Genomic DNA, 19,150 nt, shown 5'->3' on the forward strand with positions numbered 1-19,150 from the left:
CGTCTTGACGGACGTTTGCGGTTCCATTGCCGTCACTGGCCAGCATCTCGGCGCTCAATTGTTCGGAAGACAGGCGTTTGAGTCCCCGGGAGGACAGACGGTCTGCCGCAGCCAGTATGTCGGCATAAGTGCGCTGGTTGTCACGGGTAAACACGAGCAGTTCGACAAACGATCTGGGAGAATCCGTAAAATGTTTGCGAAACAGTGCCGCCACGTCCGGGTGTACCTGTCGCATGGCCGTGGTTCGTCCCAACGCCGCAGGCTTGCGAAGGAACGTGCCCAGATAGTGCATCAGGTCGATACACCAGTCACCGAGACGCCGGGAGCGTACATGCGTGGCTACCTTGTCGCGACCGTCAAGCACGACAATACGCTCGGAATACATCTTTATGGGTACCTCCCGACCGACAAGCCGGTCAGGCACAGAGTAATGCACACCATCGACGGTAATGGTGGAATACTTCCCGACACGGGCATGCCGCTGCTCAAAGCAGCCCATGTCACCGTGGTCAAGCGGCCGCAAAGCCGCAATATCGGCCTGTACGCGCTCCTTCTTCTCTTGCGCAGACATGTTGGAAGCCTCCCCGTTGAGCCTGTCACAGACCTTGTCAAGATGACACTGCGCCTGCTCCAGCGAACCGAAACGGACATCATAGGCGAAAGCCCGCCGGCGGATATGTTCCACCGAACGCTCCACCTTACCTTTCTCCCATCCCGAACGCGGATTACAGAAATGAGGGGTGAAACAATAGTGGAGTTCCATGCGGCGCAGGGCATCGGTATGTTCGCGCTCCTGTCCAAGGAACTTCTTGACGGCCACCCGCATGTTATCGTAGGCCATTACTTGCGGCGTGCCCCCCAAAGCACGGAAGCAGTTGCGGTGTGCTTCCATCAGGGCCAACGTGTCCTCGCGGGAGAACAGGTATGCCCGCCGCAGGTTGCTATGGTTCATCGTGAACACGGCCATGTGCAGCTTCGTCTTGACACCGGCAATCCAAAGTGTCAGCACGCCCCAGTCAAACTCGCACCGGAACCCCGGTTCATACTCCTGGCGGATGAACGCCGCCGGGGACTTGGCTGGAGCGGACACCGCCACTTCCAATGCACGGACATACTGGCATACCGTCGAATAGGCAATCTCTATGCCTTGATCGCGCAACCGGCGCCACATGTCAATCTTGCGCATCTGCTGCTTGCGCAATCCGGCCGCGGCATTAGACCGGTTGCGGGCCATGAAGCCGTCTATCGCCTCCATCACCTGCTGGTTCATCACTCTGCGGACACGTTTGCTGCTGTCATAGCGCACCGGCTGCTGCAGGTACGTGTCCATTGCTTCCGCATCGGGGTTGTCACCGACCGCTTGTTCGAAAGCCCGGAGATACTTGCGTACAGTCTTGCGGCTCATGCCGTTACGACGGGCGATCTCACGGATGCTCAATCCGTCACGCCTATAGGCGAGAATTATGGAATCTCTTTCTTCCATGTGGTACATATTATGAACGCCATTGGTTTTTATGAATATACCAATTTTGTTCGGTTAAACATACCCATGGGTGGGGCACGTTTTAAATGTTGTTCCGGGTCCCTTTTCAAGTGTTAGCTACATTCGGTTTTTCGGACTCTTTTTCTTCAGGAAACCAATGCTCTTCAACTGATTGCCAAAAAGGGTTGAGATCATTGGGCGCATCGGAAGTAGGTTTGACTTCTTCGGGTACAGTTTGCGCCTGCTGTTCGTACTTGGACGTATCCACGTGGTGCGGTTCCAGCAGGTCACGGTTCTTTTCGGGATTTTTAAGCAGGTCTTTGAGGACGTCTATCACATGCTCGATGTTCTCCGCCGCCACCCGGTAGAAGCCGAAGCGTTTCGGCTCCTTGCATTGCCGGAAAAAGTTGTCCAGAAAGCTGTCCAGCGGGTTGCTGTTCTTGTCGAACAACAGAAAATCCTTCTGGTTGGCTCCCGAAGCGGCAGTCGTTTTCGGCGTGCCGTCCTTTTTAAGCCCGGCGACGACGCTGATTTCGCCCGTCTTCTCGTCCCGGACAATCAGCACGTCCTTTTGATTCTTTTTTTGTTCCATACTTTATTGCTTTAAATTAAAAATGAAATTGTTTCGCCCACGAAAGTAGCGGCTATCAACCGTCCCGCAATGGGGGAAGAACCGTGTGGCAGCTTGTGGCTTCCGTCTGGAAGTTTGTGGCGTCATGCCTTTTCCCTTTTCGCCATGTTTTTCCCTTCAAACTCTTTGAAATGGGTTTTCAGGAACTCCTGCACGTCCGATTCCTTGTAATACACCTTGTGCCAAAGCATCTGGTATTTCAGTGTCCCCGAACTGCGGTAACGCTGGATGGAGCGTTTGCTCGTGTTGAGCAACTCGCATAAGTCCTGATTGTCGAGCAGCTGTTCCCCGTCGAGGTATTTCACCTCCCTGAGTTCCTTGCTCGTAAGGGAGGCGATAAGCTGTTCGTTCCGGTCGAAGCGTTCCATAATTTGGCGCATCCAATTTTCAAAAGTGGTTGTATCTAGTGGAGTATTCATCGGGAAGTAGATTCGTGAGTAGTTCTATAACTTTCTCTAAACTCATCCAGCGTCTGCGGATTACAGCTGACAATACGTTGTGCAATACATTTTTCCACATCGGAAAAACGATACAGGCATTTACTCCGTATCATACAATAAGGGATGGTTCGTTCTTTCCTCATACGCTGAAGAGTTCTCGTACTAATTTTAAGAAGTTCAGCCAGTTCCTCACTTGTCAGCCATATTTCAGGCTCTGCTGTAGGCACTGCTGCTTTTTTGAATACATAATCGGAAATCCGATTAATTCGAGTCACCAAATCTTGATATACCTGATGATCCAGAGTAATTATTTCCATTCTTTTACGCTTTTTGATTATGGCGCAAAATTGAAAAGATAAAAGAGGGAGAATCCACAGGTAGGTAACTACCTATGTAAGATTTCTCTGGAATTTAAGCTATATCAGAGTTATAATAAAAATCTGTAATGCCAAATCATTAGGTCACATTAATTCTTTGCTTATATTTGCGCTGGATGTGCAAATATACACCCCCGTTCACGAGAGAGGCAATGTACATAAAACCAATAAACGCATTGAAAAGCAATGACTTATCAGATATATATCTATACGTTAGCACTGAAAGATGGTTATTATTATGTAGGAAAGACCATTGATCCTGACAGAAGATTTAATGAACACTTTAGCGATAAAGGAGCTGTATGGACTAAATTACACCCCCCTGTTAGTGTAATTGAAAAAGAATCTTTTCTCGTTTCTTCTCTCGAAGAAGAGGACCGTTGGGAAAACCACCAAACTATAAAAATGATGAAAGCCAAAGGCTGGCAAATGGTCAGAGGTGGCTATTGGTGTAATGTGGGTGAAATCGAAACCATAAAGTACCTACAACATTGCGGATATTTTTTAGATATAGATATTAAGGATATTTCATTTAGTAAAAGAGAGTATTACATATATCTTCTTGAATTGGAAAATAACAAATATTATGTCGGCTACTCCCGTTCCTTGAAATCCGCCCTTAAAAGACAGGAAAAAGGTACTGCTTCAAATTGGACTTACATCAATAAACCCATACGGTTATTGAAATATCAGGAAGCAGTATTTGAAAATGGTATTCCTGATATGAATATGGTTAATGAGTGGGTGCTTCAATGCGGTGCTGAATACGGGTATGAGAATGTCCGTGGAGGGAGTTTTAATTTATTGGAGCCGGAACAGCATTTAGGAGCTATACAATCATTCTTACAGAAAAAAGGGAAAGGTGTGAATGTCACTAACTTTAGTAATTACAGCAAACTCTTAGAAGATTATGAGAAAAATAATCCTGAGATAGATTATGATTTGCCACTTAATGATAACGAGCGCATTATGGTTGTTTATGTGCTGGCATTAGAGGATGGTTATTACCATGTAAGCTACAGTAGTAATTTGACAGCACTTATGCAGAAATATGAGAAAGGTAAATATTGCGAATGGTGCAAACTCCACACTCCTGTTAAGCTATTGGAAATTATTCCCGTAATTTGTCCTAAAGATCATTTGGAGATTATTGAGGAACTTGACCCTATTGTTGAGAAATACTTCAACGAGTACGGAGCAGAGAAGGTTAGAGGTGGTAGATTCTCTATCGTAGATGAGAAACTTCACTTGAAGAAAGTTTTTGAAAGATATAAAATTGACGAATGTAAATACATCAGATATACGCAAAAAGAAATGAATCATCTAAAATATGAACGTAAGAAATCACGAAAGACAAACAACTCAAAAGAATAGTTTTTACAGATAAACATTTCGTATTTTCCAACTGCCATTTCTTATGAATTTACTAAAATACAGGCATACTGATTAACTCCAAACGCCCCATTGGTTAGTGAAAGAAAAAATGTCTTATTGATTGTTTTTGTTTTTTTGATGCTTAGATAGTCTGACAAGAGTTTTAGCTATTCTTTCTACCCTTGTTTCATCTGTCTTGGCGGAATAAATCCACTTGACATAATTGTGTTGTTCGTTTTCGTTCAATGAATGAAAGAATTGTTGTGCATCCTGATCTTCTTGTAGGCATAAAAGCAGTTCCTCAGGAATTTCCAGTGGTTCATTGTCCGGATATAAAATGACATGAACATAATCTCCCGCTTGTTTCTTTATCTTTTTCCGTATTTCCGCTTTCACGGAAAGAAGCAGTTGCCCGTTACCCGACGGCATTAAATGGAACTTCTTGATTTCATAACCGTCAATACTGCCGTTTACGATTACCCAACCAAAATGTGAGTGTTTATCCTGTAAAATTTTAGGGATCAGAGCGTAAGTCCACCCACCCTTTCCCGGGAATTTTTCAAGTAGATATTCCTTATCTACCAACGGTTCTTCCTTTATTTTCATAATATCACTCTTTACTTCCATAACTAAAAATTACAAATAATATTTCATCTATATTCAGCAACTACATTATTTAAAACTCATTTCTCTGCATCGGAAAACATAAAAGCCAAAACAGATTCTCAATCATTTAGCCAAACTGTTTTTCCAAGAAATATCCCGGTCACAGACTTAGCGCCCAAGTCTATCATTCTTCGCTTCAACTGTTTAAAACTCTGTCCGGTGGTTAATATATCATCGAATAATATTACGTGCATCCCATTTATATCTCTCCTTTTGATACTCAGATTAGACACCACATCCTTATGCGAAGTACCTTTCATCTGCTCCCGTTCCTCTTCAATCCAGATGGTCTGGAAGCCATCACGCACATTCAACCACTTCGATAAATGATAGCAGAGAACAGGAAATCTTTTCCGTTGCCGTTCCCTTGTAGAAGCAGGAATAGGAATTAGTATCGTCTTTTCAGGAGAATTATAATAAGAAATATTCTTCATGCAGAGAGATACAATCTTAGCCACCAGCATCCCGCAATGTCCTCCCTCTTTGAATCGGAAAATCAAATTACTGATACGCTTTTGATGTACATCTATTTTTTGGATACGTGTAGGATAATAATCATGCACATAGTGGCAAGTACTCCCGTCAATCTCACAACTTCCGGTGAAAGCTGTATCATAAGGATAAAACTCTGTTTCCACTCCACAATCATAAGAGAAAACCAATATATCCTTATACATACTCAATCTTTCCGAAGATTCCGCCCGCCCGATCCAACCAACCGCCCCTCCGGTATTCATCAGCCCAATGCCTATTTCAAGTTGTGTATTGAACGACTGATGCGAAATGACATACCAGTCATAATCCTTACAAAGTCCCGTAAAGTCGCTAAAGCTATCAGATAAGAAATAGAAAAGACCTCCTTCTTTCAGTACAATTACAAATTCACCCTGTGGTTGTCGGTGCAGATAGAAAAATTCCTCACAACTTCCCAACTCATAGCCCATTGGAACTTTATACCCATCTACTACATAGCCAGAATCATATTCAAAAAGCATATTAAAGTCTTCAACCATAAGCACTATATTCTATTTCAATATTTTATGCAAATATACCATCTTGACATCCGAAGGGAAACATCATTCATTATTCTTTTAGCTTCTTTTACCACAAAGGAGTAAACGCACCGATTATAAACAAAGAAACGGCTTTCTCCCACCTATAAAAGCAGGAAAAGCCGTTCAATTTTATGAAAGTCTATTAGTTTACACTTTGCTTTTTACTTATTTGCAGTACAATAGGGATTTGTTGTTCACTGACCCTTCGTACAAGTTGTTCCGTAATCCATTCCCTGAACATGGCGCAAAACGCACTCTTCATACGGAAAGCAAGCATAATAATCATATTAAGATTATAATAATCCAACCATCCATGCTTACCGGGAGCATATTCTATCGGCATATCTTTTCTCACCGCATACTCATGTAATTCACCTTCAGCAAAAATCTTTTTGATTTGTCGTTCAACAGATGCTCCGCCAACATTGAATATATCGGCGATCTCCCGTATATTCATCCAGATGCTCCCATCCTCCGCAGGTCTGAGAGCAATACGAACACCGCCGGAATCCTTTGCTTCTATAATTACTTTTCCTTCGTCCATACTCTATATTCTATTATCATTATGAGTTTAACGCTATTGATTCGAATTCATCTAATTTTCCAGATAATTGCTGCATATCATTACGTATCTTATCATTCGTGATGCGGGCATAAATCTGTGTCGTTTCTATATTCGTATGTCCTAACATTTTGCTGACTGTTTCAATGGGAACACCTTTAGCAAGCGTGACAGTCGTTGAAAATGTATGTCTTGCGAGGTGAAAAGTAATATTTTTATTAATTCCGCACAAATCAGCAATCTCTTTCAGATAAGAATTTAACTTTTGATTGCTTAATACGGGCAATAATTCACCTTTAGGTAATTGTCCATCATACTTCTTCAGTATAGCCAATGGAATTTTCAGAAGTGGAACATTCACCGGGGTATCTGTTTTTTGGCGATGCCTCATAATCCATAGCTTACCATCAAACGAGGTACAGATTTCACTTGCTTTCAGCGTCTTTATATCAATGTAACTGAGCCCAGTAAAACAAGAAAAAATAAATACATCCCGCACCTGTTCCAAACGTTTCGTTGGGAACTTTTTCTTCAATATTTTCTGTATCTCCTGTTCGGTCAGATAGCCTCTATCCACCCGTTTCAATCGAATCTTATAATTCATGAACGGATCAGTATAAATCCAGCCGTTATTCTTTGCCATAATAACAATCATTCGGAAAGTCTGCATAAATTTCGCGGTTGTATTCTCATTACATAAACTGACGGTACGCAGATACGTTTCAAAATCTGTAATGAACATATGATTGATTTCCTTCAAAGCAATATCCGTGATATTATACTTTGCTTTCATAAATTCTTCTATCCTTCTATAGCATCGGTCATACTTCGCCATAATTGCAGGCGTTTTACTGATACCTACCAGCTTTTGTGCATCCTCATTATGCTTCTTAAATAGTTCCAAAAGAGTCCGTTGCTTGGCAGTAAAACCCAAGAACGCATTTCTCACTTTCTCCGCTGTAACAAACGACTCATGTACTTCAATATCACGATAGTGATTTTTTAGAGAGGTACGTATATCTTCCAACAAATCATTTAATTGACGTGCTTTTACAGAATTGCCAGCCACTTTTCCCAGTCTCACGTCCCATGCCTTTGGATCCACATTCAATTTTGAACTGAATTGTGTGACATCACCACTTACCGTCAGTCTGACCATAATACAGACTGTTCCATCCTTGTTTACTTGATTCTTTCTAATGTAGAAGAGAATCTTAAATGTACTTTTGCTCATATACTTTGTTTTTTATGTCCGTAACAATGGGGTTATAACTTCCCATTGCAAAGGAACGATTAACAATTAGTTTATGAACGGACATCTAAGAGACAACGAGCGACAAATCAGCAACTTAGCATTAAAATCGTTACTATTTTATTTCGCTCAATTTTCAGTAACGATTTAGTAACACTACTTTGTCCAAACGGGGCATTTTCTTGTCCTTTTCTTGTCTGTCGACAAAACGAAAAAAGTCCCGTAAAACCTTGATTTTACGGGACTTGTCTTAGCTTTTCCACCATTTGTCTTTAGTGTTCAGCGGAGAGGGAGGGATTCGAACCCCCGGTACCTCGCAGTACAACGGTTTTCAAGACCGCCGCAATCGACCACTCTGCCACCTCTCCTAAAAACTTCCTTTTCGGGAAGTGCTTTTTTCTTAAAGCGATGCAAAGGTACAAATCATTTTTAATTCTGCAAACTTCCTTTCTCTTTTTTCATGAATTAATAGTACTTTTGCACCATGATATATCCGCAGAACTTTGAACAGAAAATAGGTTTCGACCAAATACGCCGATTGCTGAAAGAAAAATGCCTCAGTACACTTGGTGAAGAACGGGTGATGGACATGGCATTCTCCGACCACTTTGGAGAGGTGGAGGAGCGTCTGGACCAAGTCACCGAATTTGTACGCATACTCCAAGAAGAAGACAACTTCCCGGCACAATACTTTTTTGATGTACGTCCGTCACTGAAACGCATACGCGTGGAAGGCATGTATCTGGACGAGCCAGAACTTTTCGACCTGCGCCGTTCGCTGGAAACCATACGCGATATAGTACGCTTCCTACAGAAAAGCGACGATGATGAGGAAGAAAGCGCTTCCCCCTACCCTTGCCTGAAAAAGCTGGCGAGAGACATCACCGTCTTCCCGCAGCTCATAGCGAAAATAAACGGCATCCTCTCTCCTTACGGAAAAATCAAGGACAACGCCTCCGCAGAACTGGCACGCATCCGTCGGGAACTGGCAAGTACCATGGGAAGCATCTCCCGCTCACTGAACAGTATTCTACGAAATGCCCAGTCCGAGGGCGTTGTGGACAAAGACGTAACACCCACCATGCGTGACGGCCGTCTGGTCATTCCCGTTGCACCGGCACTGAAACGGAAAATACGCGGTATTGTACACGACGAGTCGGCCAGTGGTAAAACCGTATTCATCGAGCCTGCCGAAGTAGTGGAAGCCAACAATCGCATACGAGAACTTGAAGGTGACGAACGCAGAGAAATTATCCGCATCCTGACGGGCTTCTCCAACCAGTTGCGTCCCTCCATCCCCGACGTACTGCTATCATACGAGTTCCTTGCCGAAATAGACTTCATACGTGCCAAAGCATTGTTTGCCGAGCAAATATCCGGACTGAAACCGGCTCTCGAAAACAAGCAACTGCTGGACTGGACAATGGCGGTACACCCACTCTTGCAACTTTCTCTCGCCAAACATGGCAAAAAAGTCGTACCGCTTGACATCGAACTGAATGAGAAGCAACGTATCCTCATCATCTCCGGTCCGAACGCAGGCGGCAAGTCCGTCTGCTTAAAGACAGTAGGCTTATTACAATACATGCTGCAATCCGGACTACTCATCCCGATGCACGAACGCAGTCATGCCGGAATATTCAGCAGTATATTCATCGACATCGGTGACGAGCAGTCCATTGAAGATGATTTGAGCACCTACTCCTCCCACCTTACGAACATGAAAATCATGATGAAAAGCTGCAACGAACGGAGCCTCATCCTGATTGATGAATTCGGGGGCGGAACAGAACCCCAGATAGGAGGTGCCATTGCCGAAGCCGTATTGAAGCGTTTCAACCAGAAACAGACGTTCGGTGTCATCACCACACACTACCAGAACCTGAAGCATTTTGCCGAAGACCACGAAGGTGTAGTGAATGGCGCCATGCTCTACGACCGCCATCTGATGCAGGCACTGTTCCAACTACAGATAGGCAATCCGGGCAGTTCGTTCGCTGTGGAGATTGCCCGCAAGATAGGTCTGCCGGAAGATGTCATCGCCGATGCCTCGGAAATTGTGGGCAGCGAATACATCAACGCCGATAAGTACCTGCAGGACATTGTGCGCGACAAACGCTATTGGGAAGGCAAACGCCAGACAATACGCCAGCGTGAAAAGCACATGGAAGAGACCATCGAGCGTTATCAGACCGAAATCGAAGATTTGCAGAAATCCCGGAAGGATATTCTGCGCAAAGCGAAAGAAGAGGTGGATCAACTGATGCAGGAAGCCAATGCACGCATCGAGAACACCATACGCTCCATCAAAGAAGCCCAGGCAGAAAAAGAAAAGACACGCCAGGCCCGCCAGGAGTTGACGGACTTCCGCGAATCAATGGAAGCGCTTGCCAACAAGGAACTGGAAGAAAAAATTGCCCGCAAGATGGAAAAGCTGAAAGAAAAGCAGAACCGGAAAAAGGAAAAGAAAGCAGGCGATGGAAAAGAGAACGGACCGTCTGCCCAGGCTTTGGCAGAACAGCAGGCGCGGAAAGAAGCGGAACGCCTCGCGGCAATCGTCCCCGGCTGCAACGTCAGAATAAAGGGACAGACCTCTGTGGGCGAGGTAATGGAAGTGAACGGCAAGAATGCGATTATCGCGTTCGGCAGCATCAAGACTACCGTCAAGCTGGACAGGCTGGAACGCACCAACGCGCAGCCCAAACAAGCTGACGTGTCCGCCAAAAGCACTTTCATCAGCGTCCAGACCCAAGACAGCATGTATGAGAAGAAACTACATTTCAAGCAAGACATTGATGTCCGTGGCATGCGTGGCGACGAAGCGCTGCAAGCCGTCACCTATTTCATTGATGATGCTATCCTCGTCGGCATGTCGCGTGTGCGTATCCTTCACGGAACAGGAACGGGTATCCTGCGCACGCTTATCCGCCAATATCTGGAAACCGTTCCCGGAGTGCGCCACTTTGCCGACGAACATATACAGTTCGGCGGAGCAGGCATTACCGTAGTAGACTTGAGTTAATGGATAATTGACAGTTGATAATTAAATCATAAATCTGAAATCATAAATCTGAAATATATGAAATCAATCAAAGAACTCTACCGTATCGGTACCGGTCCATCCAGTAGCCACACTATGGGGCCGCGCAAGGCAGCTCAGATATTCCTGGAAAGGCATCCCGAAGCAGCCGCCTTCCAAGTAACCCTATACGGAAGCCTCGCCGCTACCGGCAAGGGGCACATGACCAATGTTGCCATCACCGAGACACTGCAACCCGCAGCACCGGTAGAAATAATCTGGGAGCCCAAAATATTCCTGCCCTTCCATCCCAACGGTATGAAATTCGTCTCTTTGGACAGCGAAGGCAAGGAGACCGACCAATGGACTGTATTCAGTGTCGGCGGCGGTGCCCTGGCAGAAGAGAATGACGGAGCATCATCCGTAAACACCCCGGATGTATACGAAATGAACAGTATGACCGAAATACTACAATGGTGTGAACGTACCGGAAAAAGTTACTGGGAGTACGTCAAGGAATGCGAGGAAAGCGACATTTGGGATTACCTGCAGGAGGTATGGAAAACCATGCAGGCTGCCGTAAAACGGGGATTGGATAGTGAAGGAGTCTTGCCCGGCCCTCTGAATCTGCGCCGAAAGGCTTCTACCTATTATATACGTGCCAGTGGCTACAAGGCTTCCCTCCAGTCGCGCGGACTGGTATTTGCCTATGCCTTGGCAGTAAGTGAAGAAAATGCGTCAGGTGGGGTCATTGTCACTGCACCTACCTGCGGTTCGTGTGGCATTGTACCGGCAGTGCTCTATCATCTGCAAAAAAGCCGGGAGTTCAGCGACACACGCATACTTCGTGCCCTTGCCACAGCTGGACTGATAGGAAACATCGTGAAGACCAACGCTTCCATTTCGGGAGCGGAAGCCGGATGCCAGGCAGAGGTAGGTGTAGCATGTTCCATGGCATCAGCCGCAGCCAACCAATTGTTTGGAGGCAGTCCGGCACAAATAGAATATGCCGCCGAAATGGGATTGGAGCATCATTTGGGTATGACCTGCGACCCAGTTTGCGGACTGGTACAAATCCCGTGCATCGAACGTAATGCCTACGCCGCCGCACGCGCCTTGGATGCCAACCTTTACTCCTCCTTCACCGACGGCATGCACCGCGTGTCATTCGACAAAGTGGTGGAAGTCATGAAAGAAACCGGAAACGACCTGCCCTCCCTCTACAAAGAAACCAGCGAAGGAGGACTGGCGAAGGATTATAAGCCGATGTAGTTAAGGATAAGGGATTAAGGATTAAGGGATTAAGTTTTCAATATGATTGCACAACACTAATGTCCTTAATCCCTTATCCTTAACTCTTCTCTAATCAAGTTTTACCGGCCAATGCGTATCATCCCTATTACCGCTCACATCTTTTGTCTGTAGCAGGCCGCCTTCTTCCGAATAGAACAATTGATACTCTGCATTTCCCTTTTCAACTTCAATGACAAACTGCATAGGCACTACCGGATACTCCAAAAGAACAATCTCCTCTATCTTCCAACCGGCATACTCACTGGCGCTGAAAGAGGTCTGTACTGTTCCCGGAAGATTATTCCAAAGCAATTCGGTTTCCGTCAGTTGCCATTCCGCCTGATTATTGAACCATACATCCTTTTCCTGCCCATCCACTTTACAATCTGCAACAAAATAGCCCCCTTTCTGTTCCCATTCCACATGGATTGCGGAAGGGTATTTGGACTTCAATGCTTGTGGCATTGCTTCGGGCACTTTGACATCATCCTTGTCGTCATCATCACTGCATGCACCAAGTGCAAAGGCGGCGATGAACATCATCGCCAACATTTGAATCTTCATTCTCATCATTTCTCTATAAGGTTTAAGTTAATAGCTACCGGAGAATCAGTCGTCCATGCTGACGAACTTTCCCTTTTTGTTGAACTTCAAAGAGTAATCATTACCCAGTTCAATTTCCACGCCGGTACGTCCGCGCTCGATTTTAGTAATAATCTCTCTCGGGAAGTTAGCCTTCACATACTCCTTTACGGGAACCGGAATCAATGCTTCGGGAACAGCGGACTTCTTGCAATCCACTTCCAACCAATTTCCTTTCTTGTCGAAGTCTATTTCCGTACGGTCTGTCAACAGCACTTCATATTTTTTAGTCTGCAATATTTCACTTTCAATCTTGATGTGTGAAATGTGCGGTTTCGAGAAATACTGGTTGATAAAATTGCGTGCCGTCAGCGGAAGCTGCTTGGCATCCTGAGTGATAACATCACCGGCAAAGGCAAACTGAACAGCTACAAGAGCCAACACAAGAATAGACAATACTTTCTTCATAATCGTTATTTTTTAATGTTACTAATAAATTTCATATCATTCACACTGCAAATAACGGTAGAGAATTAGGAAAGATTTGGGAACAATCGCAGTTAACGGTAAATTTCACTTTCTTTAACCAGACGGAAGGTATGCATACCGTCCTGCCATTCATACGTGAGCTTCAATGAAGACGACAACGCAATGGAACGCGCTATGGCAAGCCCCAGTCCGGTGGAGTCTTTCTTGCCATCCATGCCATGATAGAAACGCCGGAACAACTTCTCTCCATCCAAAGGAACATCACCCGTATTCTTTATGACCAGCGAAGTTGGAGTGGTAAGTACCTGCAACTCTCCCCCTTCCCTATTGTGCAGCAACGAATTCTTCACCAGATTGGAAACCAGTATTTGCGCCAGCGAATGGTTGCAACGGATAATAAAAGGCTGCTCCTCCCGTTTTCGTATCAGTCTCACCTGCTTATGTTCATAGATATCCATCAGGTCGGGCAAGAGTTCATCCAATATCTCATCCACCGAGACATCCTCCATCTCGGTATACTGCCCGTTCTCTATACGGGAAAGCAACAGCAGGGACTTGTTCAGTTTTACGGCACGCCCCAGCGTGGCATATATCTCGTCCAGCTGCTCCATTTGCTGTTCCGTCATCCCTTCACTCTCAGCCAGCAGTTCCACTTTTCCCCTCACGATGGCAAGCGGTGTCTGCAACTCATGCGAGGCATTCTCGATGAACTGCTTCTGCTCCTCGTATGCCTTGTAGCTGCGGTTGCCCATATCCAATGCAGCATCGCTCAGCTGGCGGAACTCCCGTATCTTCGTCGGGTTGTCCAATGGAGGCACCTCCTTGCCGGGCTGAATGCAGTGCAGCCAGTCAAGCAACCTATGTAACGGACGGAACACTCCCTTCAGCACCAACTGGATGCCGATGGAAGTACAGATGAGAAACAACAGGAACAGCGCTCCCAGATACCAAAGCATAGCCTCCACCATGTCATCCCGCTCCAAAATGGAAATCATCAGTTTCAACTCATAATATTGCCCGTCGGGCATACGGAAAGCGGTACACATGACACGTACCGGTTCGTCTTCATCCTCCAGTTCGATATAAACCGTAGCATCATAGAACACTTGTCTGTAATGCCGCCCTTCCTCTTCGGATATAGGGGTGAACTTATAGAAAGACATCAACGAGCCTTCCGTTTCGAGTATCGAGGGGTCGTGAAGCGCACTCTCCATCAATATCTCACCGTAATTCTCCAACGTATCGTCCGTCTCATCCACCACCTCGTCAATGATTGCGTAATAGAACAGCACACCCCACACCGCCATCAACAGAAACAGCAGCAATGCAAGTTTGCGGTAGGTGTAGCTCAGCAGCTTCATAGTTCGGAGAGTTTGTAGCCGAATCCATAGACAGCCTTTAATTCTATGGTAGCCTCAGCTTGTTTCAATTTCTTACGCAGATTCTTCACTTGCGAGTAGATAAAATCCAACGAATCCGCCTGGTCTATATTGTCTCCCCACACCGACTCGGCAAGGCTCATTTTATTGATGACCCGGCCGGGGTTGACTACAAAATAATAGAGCAGGTCGAACTCCTTGCGGTTCAGCTGCAAGGGTTTTCCGTTTATCTCTACCTGCCGTTTGTCGGGATAGAGCAAAAGATTTCCAAGGGTGACGGTCACATCTCCCTTCGCCTGCCGCCGACGTATCAATGACTTGACACGTGCATTGAGTTCTGCCAGATGGAAAGGCTTTGTAAGGTAATCGTCGGCTCCCAATTCCAGCCCGTCCACCTTGTCGTCCAGCGAGTCTTTGGCCGAGATAATAAGCACACTGTCACTGCGGTGCAGCCGTTTCAGCTCACGCAGCAAGTCCAGACCGCTCCCGCCAGGCAACATGATATCCAGCAGAATGCAGTCGTAATCGTAGTCATTGATTTTATCCAATGCCGAAAAATAGTCGGCAGCGGTCTCTACAACAAACTTTTCTTTCAAGAGCGAAGTGCGGATGGTTTCCCGCAAATCTTGCTCATCTTCTACAATCAGGATTTTCATACCGGCAAAGATGGTCTATAAAACTGGAAACAATCTGGAAAACTATCCACTAATCAATGCTGTCTGTCTGATAGTCCTCCATCAGTTCTTCTTTTGCCATGGAGATTTTCCCGTCAGCCGTAATGGTCAGTCTGATGGGAACATAAAGGTCGGATTGCGGATAGCAGACGCTGGCCGCGTATATGATTCCTTGCGGAGTGGTCTTGTCATAGACCAGCCCCTCAAGAATAGAGTACTTCATGAACTTAGCATCCACCAACGAAGCAAAATTATCTTTGGTGAACACTTTATCCACCACCTGCTTCCCGCCGCACGTGATGCGCAAGGTGATACGGTTATCCACAAATTTCTCCCCCTGCTCGTTTTTCACTATCGGCAGAGATTCATCCGGCCGGCGCACTACAGAAGACTGATACTCTTTTCCCTTATACGTAAAGGATGTTTTTACATCAGACACCTGCATGCGCTGTGGGCCGGCAATTTCTGTACTATCCTGCATCAATACCTGCGTACCGTCTTTCTTATTCTTGTCTTGCGACGAACAAGCAGTGAAGAAAATGACCGATGCACACACTAAAATATAGACTATATTCTTCATCGTTCTGTTTTTTAGTAGTTGACCGGACAAAAATAGTACAAATTGAATGCAATAGAAAATTTATTTTCTTTTAGATTCCATTTTTGCTTTTCTATCCTGCACTTTCTTGCTGTATGCAGCATATTGTTCTTCCGTCATAATCTTCCGGAGTTGTGAATCATAAGCAATACGGGCAGTCTTCATCTCTTCACGCTTCTTTTCCATCTCCGCTTTTTTCTGCGCGCGTTGCTCATCCGTCAATTGATGGCGCTTACCATCTCTCTTATGATGCTTGTGTGCTTTGGCACGATGCATCGGCATATCTCCCATTTTCTCAACCAATGCCAGATTTGCCTCCAGCAGTTGTTGTTTCTGCGTATCGTTCAAGGAGTACTCTTTCACCATCCGTTCCGTCATGCGCTCGGCACGGACTTTCGGTTCGGGCATTTTATCACTGTGGCGGGCATGTTGTGCCATTGCCATGCCACCCATTAGGAAGGCGGCCATCCATATCAGAACTATTCTTTTCATCATTTTTCTCTTTTTTTAATTAATACCTTATGTTAGTTATACCTATTGTGTTGCAACGTATCTATGACAAAAACAAAAGCGGGAAGTTTAACCGCAACTTCCCGCTTTAACATAATAAATGAGGTTGAAAAGAATATTAAGGTTCGTCCAGATACTGTACGATAAGGCTCACCTGCTTCGGCATGAATGTCCGTGTCCTTACATTGTACCCGGTATGCGCCAAGGCTTCATACAGTTCGTGATTCCGTTTTATCCACCGCGTCAGGGTGCGGATGGCGCAACGTGCAGTAGCATTGGGGCAATAGAGGCATGCCAAATCTTTCTTTTTATAAGTCGTGATACGAAAGCCATTTTCTGTTTCCATAGCAGTTTGTCTGATTTTTAAATGATTGATGTAAAGATACGATATTCAAAAGGCGAAGTCAAGTATTTCAAGGAGAATATGAACCTTTTTCTGAGAAAGTTCATATTCTCCTTATTTACAGAATGTTTATCCTAACGGATTTTCTCCCTGGTCGCCATCGGAACCGCCGCCATCCGGATTTGGTTTGGAGCTACCCCCACCAGAAACGGTGCCGTTGCCCGACCAATCCATCTTCTCTACACTGGCACGGGTCAGCATATCCTTAAAGTAGAAGCCCGGAGTGAAGATAATCTTGCGGCGATAAATCGTGCTTGCCTTCACATCTTCCAGCTTGTCCTGGCTCTTGGCGTTGATGCCGGGACGGAAACAGCCGAACTCACCCAGCTGTACCGAAAATCCCTTGTTGATATCCATATTCAAGGTGTCGATCAATCCGTCCAGCACCAGCTTCACCACACCGCGAGGCGCCATGCCTATCTTGGAAACCTCGTCGCATAAATCCTTAAAACCTACCACACCCAAAGTTTTCATCTGCGCCACGTACTTTTCCGTTTTTGTCTCGTCAAAACCGAATACTCTCTTTTTTACTTCATAATTCAAAGCCATAGTTTTTTAATTTTAAGTTGATTAATAAAAGTCGGTCTTGTTCGCTCGTCAGTCTGCAAAACCAGTTTCTTTGTGACCACGATGCAAAGATACAACGGGCAGAAAACGGGGTGGTGCTTTAACGGAGGTTTAAGGAGGTTTTCGTAGGATAAAAAAGGATATTGGAGAAAAAGAAAGGAACTGATAGACAATGACTAAGAAATTTTATTCCTTAATCATACATTGTTTTTATCCTTTACGGCATCTTTAATTGACAGCGTAAAAAAGTTCAAGTTCTTTTCTCTCTGAATTTGCGCTTGCAAACTCCAAACTCTTTTTTCCCAAAAATGGATAGTGGTAGTTTCGTGAGCCGACAGGACATAGGACAATGCACCTTCCACATGAAATACATTGACCTTCATCTGTCTTTATGGGGTTCTCCGACGTAATGGCACGTGTCGGGCACTCTTCCTGAATAGGACGGCACGCCTACGACCAACAATTCATCGCGTCCCAATCTCAAACCGGGGGATTAAAACATTACTCGTAATGTCATGTTGGATATTATCGGCGTGCAGCTGCTTGACGATACCCTGCACGATGGCTTTGGTAGTAAATGTAGCACTGAAAAAAACAGAATGGACTTTATGTATCTCCATAAATCTTAATTTATCCGATTAAATTTCTAATAACCGTAAATTTATTGGTATCCGTTCAAGGTCAGGCAGAAGAAGTCACTGTCATCATACGGATAATCGTATTCGATGGGGAGTTCTTCTTTCTCTATTTTCTTGAATCCGGCTTTCTCATAAAACAGATGTGCTCTGTCCGTATTCTTGGGGGTGTCGAGAATGATTTGCCTCCAGCTTTTTCAATATGCGGAATAACAGTCCTTTATCCATATTGAGCTCACGGGATATGTCCTTTGCATTTCGATTCAGATGCAAATACACATCTTGAATTTTACCTCTTTCTGGCATACACCACACTCGGCCCCATCCCATGCCTCATCAGCACCCCTTCTTCTATAAACCTATTCAAATCGACAACCGCCTGCTTATAACTGCGTCCTGCCAGCCGTGCATACTGGGCGCGGTTGATGCAAGGATACTGCTGCAAATACTCATCCAGCAACTGCCAGCGCTGCTCCACGCCCAACGCCTCATCGGCAGACGAAGCAGGCGCCGATGCCGATTGCGGACAACGCTCCAACTGCATCTTACCTTTCAAATCCTTATAGAACTCCCTGCCCAGACGGAAATTCAACCCGCGCAAAGCGATGGAGGCAGCACGAAGCTCTTTCTTGTCCGTCGCCTGGCGGGTACAACTCAAAGAGGGGGTGAAGTAACCCAGTTCGCCCAGCTCCACCGTCCAGCCATTGGCAAGGCAGTCGCGCAACTCGTCCATAAAGCCTGCCATCGCTCCTTCCAGCAGGCTGCGGCTGAGGCCGGTGAAAAGATGTACACGCTCGATAAATTCCTTGCGGTCGATGGTGCCCTTGGGGACAAAGCGGGCATAAAGGGATTGTTGCTCGCCGGTCTGGCGGACGTCGGGTTTCTCGAAAAGGTCGTAATACGCACTCATATATATTCTGTTTTTAAATGGTCCTGCAATTCCGTCATTTCTTCTTCCACGGCATTAAGGAGAAGAAATGCTATTCTTTAATCATTCCACCATGGAGAAAATATCATTCCACCACGGAAGAAAAATCGTTCCACCATGGTGGAACGATTTTTTCCACACGATGGAACGATTTAATAGTAGCATACAAATATACTAATCGAAAGGAGGAAAAACAAGAAAATTCCCATAAAAAACATATCTTTACGCTGGAA

Annotated in this window: 19 protein-coding genes, 1 tRNA gene and 1 pseudogene; 3 read left to right on the top strand and 18 right to left on the bottom strand. The window is 45.3% G+C overall.

Going from position 1 to position 19,150, the window contains the following annotated elements:
• The 4 genes and pseudogenes from istA to CSD97_RS03960 form a co-directional block, all read right to left on the bottom strand.
• A partial coding sequence (gene istA, locus CSD97_RS03945; RefSeq protein WP_098031999.1) for an IS21 family transposase occupies positions 1-1,483 on the bottom strand: 1,483 nt, incomplete at its 3' end.
• 235 nt (positions 1,484-1,718) lie between these two features.
• A pseudogene (locus CSD97_RS19015) lies at positions 1,719-2,075 on the bottom strand (hypothetical protein); the annotation flags it as partial.
• Between the two features lie 122 nt (positions 2,076-2,197).
• Positions 2,198-2,533 (bottom strand): helix-turn-helix domain-containing protein, encoded by a 336-nt coding sequence (locus CSD97_RS03955; protein ID WP_022401329.1) that lies wholly within the window; start codon positions 2,531-2,533, stop codon positions 2,198-2,200.
• The gene (locus tag CSD97_RS03960; RefSeq protein WP_022401328.1) at positions 2,530-2,871 is read right to left on the bottom strand and encodes a helix-turn-helix domain-containing protein; all 342 of its coding nucleotides are present in this window, start codon (positions 2,869-2,871) and stop codon (positions 2,530-2,532) included. Before CSD97_RS03960 ends, CSD97_RS03955 begins: the two co-directional genes overlap by 4 nt.
• A gap of 246 nt (positions 2,872-3,117) precedes the next feature.
• Here CSD97_RS03960 and CSD97_RS03965 point away from each other — a divergent pair, with 246 nt between their 5' ends.
• Positions 3,118-4,305: a GIY-YIG nuclease family protein gene (locus CSD97_RS03965; RefSeq protein ID WP_022401327.1), complete on the top strand. Its 1,188-nt coding sequence runs from the start codon at positions 3,118-3,120 to the stop codon at positions 4,303-4,305.
• A gap of 114 nt (positions 4,306-4,419) precedes the next feature.
• Here the strand turns inward: CSD97_RS03965 and CSD97_RS03970 are convergent, their stop codons facing one another.
• The 5 genes from CSD97_RS03970 to CSD97_RS03990 form a co-directional block, all read right to left on the bottom strand.
• Entirely contained in the window at positions 4,420-4,911 is a 492-nt protein-coding gene (locus tag CSD97_RS03970; RefSeq protein ID WP_022401326.1) for a YdeI/OmpD-associated family protein, read from the bottom strand.
• 119 nt (positions 4,912-5,030) lie between these two features.
• Positions 5,031-5,984, bottom strand: coding sequence for a hypothetical protein (locus CSD97_RS03975; RefSeq protein WP_005832615.1), 954 nt, complete (start codon positions 5,982-5,984; stop codon positions 5,031-5,033).
• A gap of 184 nt (positions 5,985-6,168) precedes the next feature.
• On the bottom strand, positions 6,169-6,570 hold the full coding sequence (locus CSD97_RS03980; RefSeq protein WP_005832617.1) for a hypothetical protein: 402 nt from the start codon (positions 6,568-6,570) through the stop codon (positions 6,169-6,171).
• 19 nt (positions 6,571-6,589) lie between these two features.
• The gene (locus CSD97_RS03985; protein WP_098031986.1) at positions 6,590-7,822 is read right to left on the bottom strand and encodes a site-specific integrase; all 1,233 of its coding nucleotides are present in this window, start codon (positions 7,820-7,822) and stop codon (positions 6,590-6,592) included.
• A gap of 301 nt (positions 7,823-8,123) precedes the next feature.
• Positions 8,124-8,208, bottom strand: a tRNA-Ser gene (locus CSD97_RS03990).
• Positions 8,209-8,324: 116 nt separating this feature from the next.
• Here CSD97_RS03990 and CSD97_RS03995 point away from each other — a divergent pair.
• Both CSD97_RS03995 and CSD97_RS04000 read left to right on the top strand, forming a co-directional pair.
• Positions 8,325-10,862: a Smr/MutS family protein gene (locus CSD97_RS03995; protein ID WP_098031987.1), complete on the top strand. Its 2,538-nt coding sequence runs from the start codon at positions 8,325-8,327 to the stop codon at positions 10,860-10,862.
• Between the two features lie 57 nt (positions 10,863-10,919).
• Positions 10,920-12,131: an L-serine ammonia-lyase gene (locus CSD97_RS04000; protein ID WP_005831694.1), complete on the top strand. Its 1,212-nt coding sequence runs from the start codon at positions 10,920-10,922 to the stop codon at positions 12,129-12,131.
• A gap of 90 nt (positions 12,132-12,221) precedes the next feature.
• Here the strand turns inward: CSD97_RS04000 and CSD97_RS04005 are convergent, their stop codons facing one another.
• The 9 genes from CSD97_RS04005 to CSD97_RS04060 form a co-directional block, all read right to left on the bottom strand.
• Positions 12,222-12,725, bottom strand: a complete 504-nt coding sequence (locus tag CSD97_RS04005; RefSeq protein WP_016272774.1) for a PepSY-like domain-containing protein — start codon at positions 12,723-12,725, stop codon at positions 12,222-12,224.
• 36 nt (positions 12,726-12,761) lie between these two features.
• Positions 12,762-13,202: a PepSY-like domain-containing protein gene (locus CSD97_RS04010; RefSeq protein WP_005832634.1), complete on the bottom strand. Its 441-nt coding sequence runs from the start codon at positions 13,200-13,202 to the stop codon at positions 12,762-12,764.
• A gap of 92 nt (positions 13,203-13,294) precedes the next feature.
• Positions 13,295-14,584, bottom strand: coding sequence for a HAMP domain-containing sensor histidine kinase (locus tag CSD97_RS04015; RefSeq protein WP_009038161.1), 1,290 nt, complete (start codon positions 14,582-14,584; stop codon positions 13,295-13,297).
• The gene (locus tag CSD97_RS04020; RefSeq protein ID WP_005832639.1) at positions 14,581-15,258 is read right to left on the bottom strand and encodes a response regulator transcription factor; all 678 of its coding nucleotides are present in this window, start codon (positions 15,256-15,258) and stop codon (positions 14,581-14,583) included. Before CSD97_RS04020 ends, CSD97_RS04015 begins: the two co-directional genes overlap by 4 nt.
• Before the next feature lie 49 nt (positions 15,259-15,307).
• Entirely contained in the window at positions 15,308-15,856 is a 549-nt protein-coding gene (locus CSD97_RS04025; RefSeq protein WP_005831701.1) for a DUF4738 domain-containing protein, read from the bottom strand.
• A 60-nt stretch (positions 15,857-15,916) separates the two neighbouring features.
• The gene (locus CSD97_RS04030; protein WP_005832642.1) at positions 15,917-16,366 is read right to left on the bottom strand and encodes a DUF4890 domain-containing protein; all 450 of its coding nucleotides are present in this window, start codon (positions 16,364-16,366) and stop codon (positions 15,917-15,919) included.
• A gap of 136 nt (positions 16,367-16,502) precedes the next feature.
• Positions 16,503-16,730 (bottom strand): DUF4248 domain-containing protein, encoded by a 228-nt coding sequence (locus CSD97_RS04035; protein WP_005831704.1) that lies wholly within the window; start codon positions 16,728-16,730, stop codon positions 16,503-16,505.
• Positions 16,731-16,856: 126 nt separating this feature from the next.
• Complete coding sequence (locus tag CSD97_RS04040; RefSeq protein WP_009038158.1) at positions 16,857-17,336, bottom strand: HU family DNA-binding protein; 480 nt, start codon at positions 17,334-17,336, stop codon at positions 16,857-16,859.
• 942 nt (positions 17,337-18,278) lie between these two features.
• The gene (locus CSD97_RS04060; protein ID WP_098031988.1) at positions 18,279-18,899 is read right to left on the bottom strand and encodes a DsbA family protein; all 621 of its coding nucleotides are present in this window, start codon (positions 18,897-18,899) and stop codon (positions 18,279-18,281) included.
• Between the last annotated feature and the right edge of the window lie 251 nt (positions 18,900-19,150).

Origin of the sequence: Bacteroides sp. AR29 (genome assembly GCF_900217715.1) — a bacterium.
Taxonomy (GTDB): Bacteria; Bacteroidota; Bacteroidia; order Bacteroidales; family Bacteroidaceae; genus Bacteroides; species Bacteroides uniformis.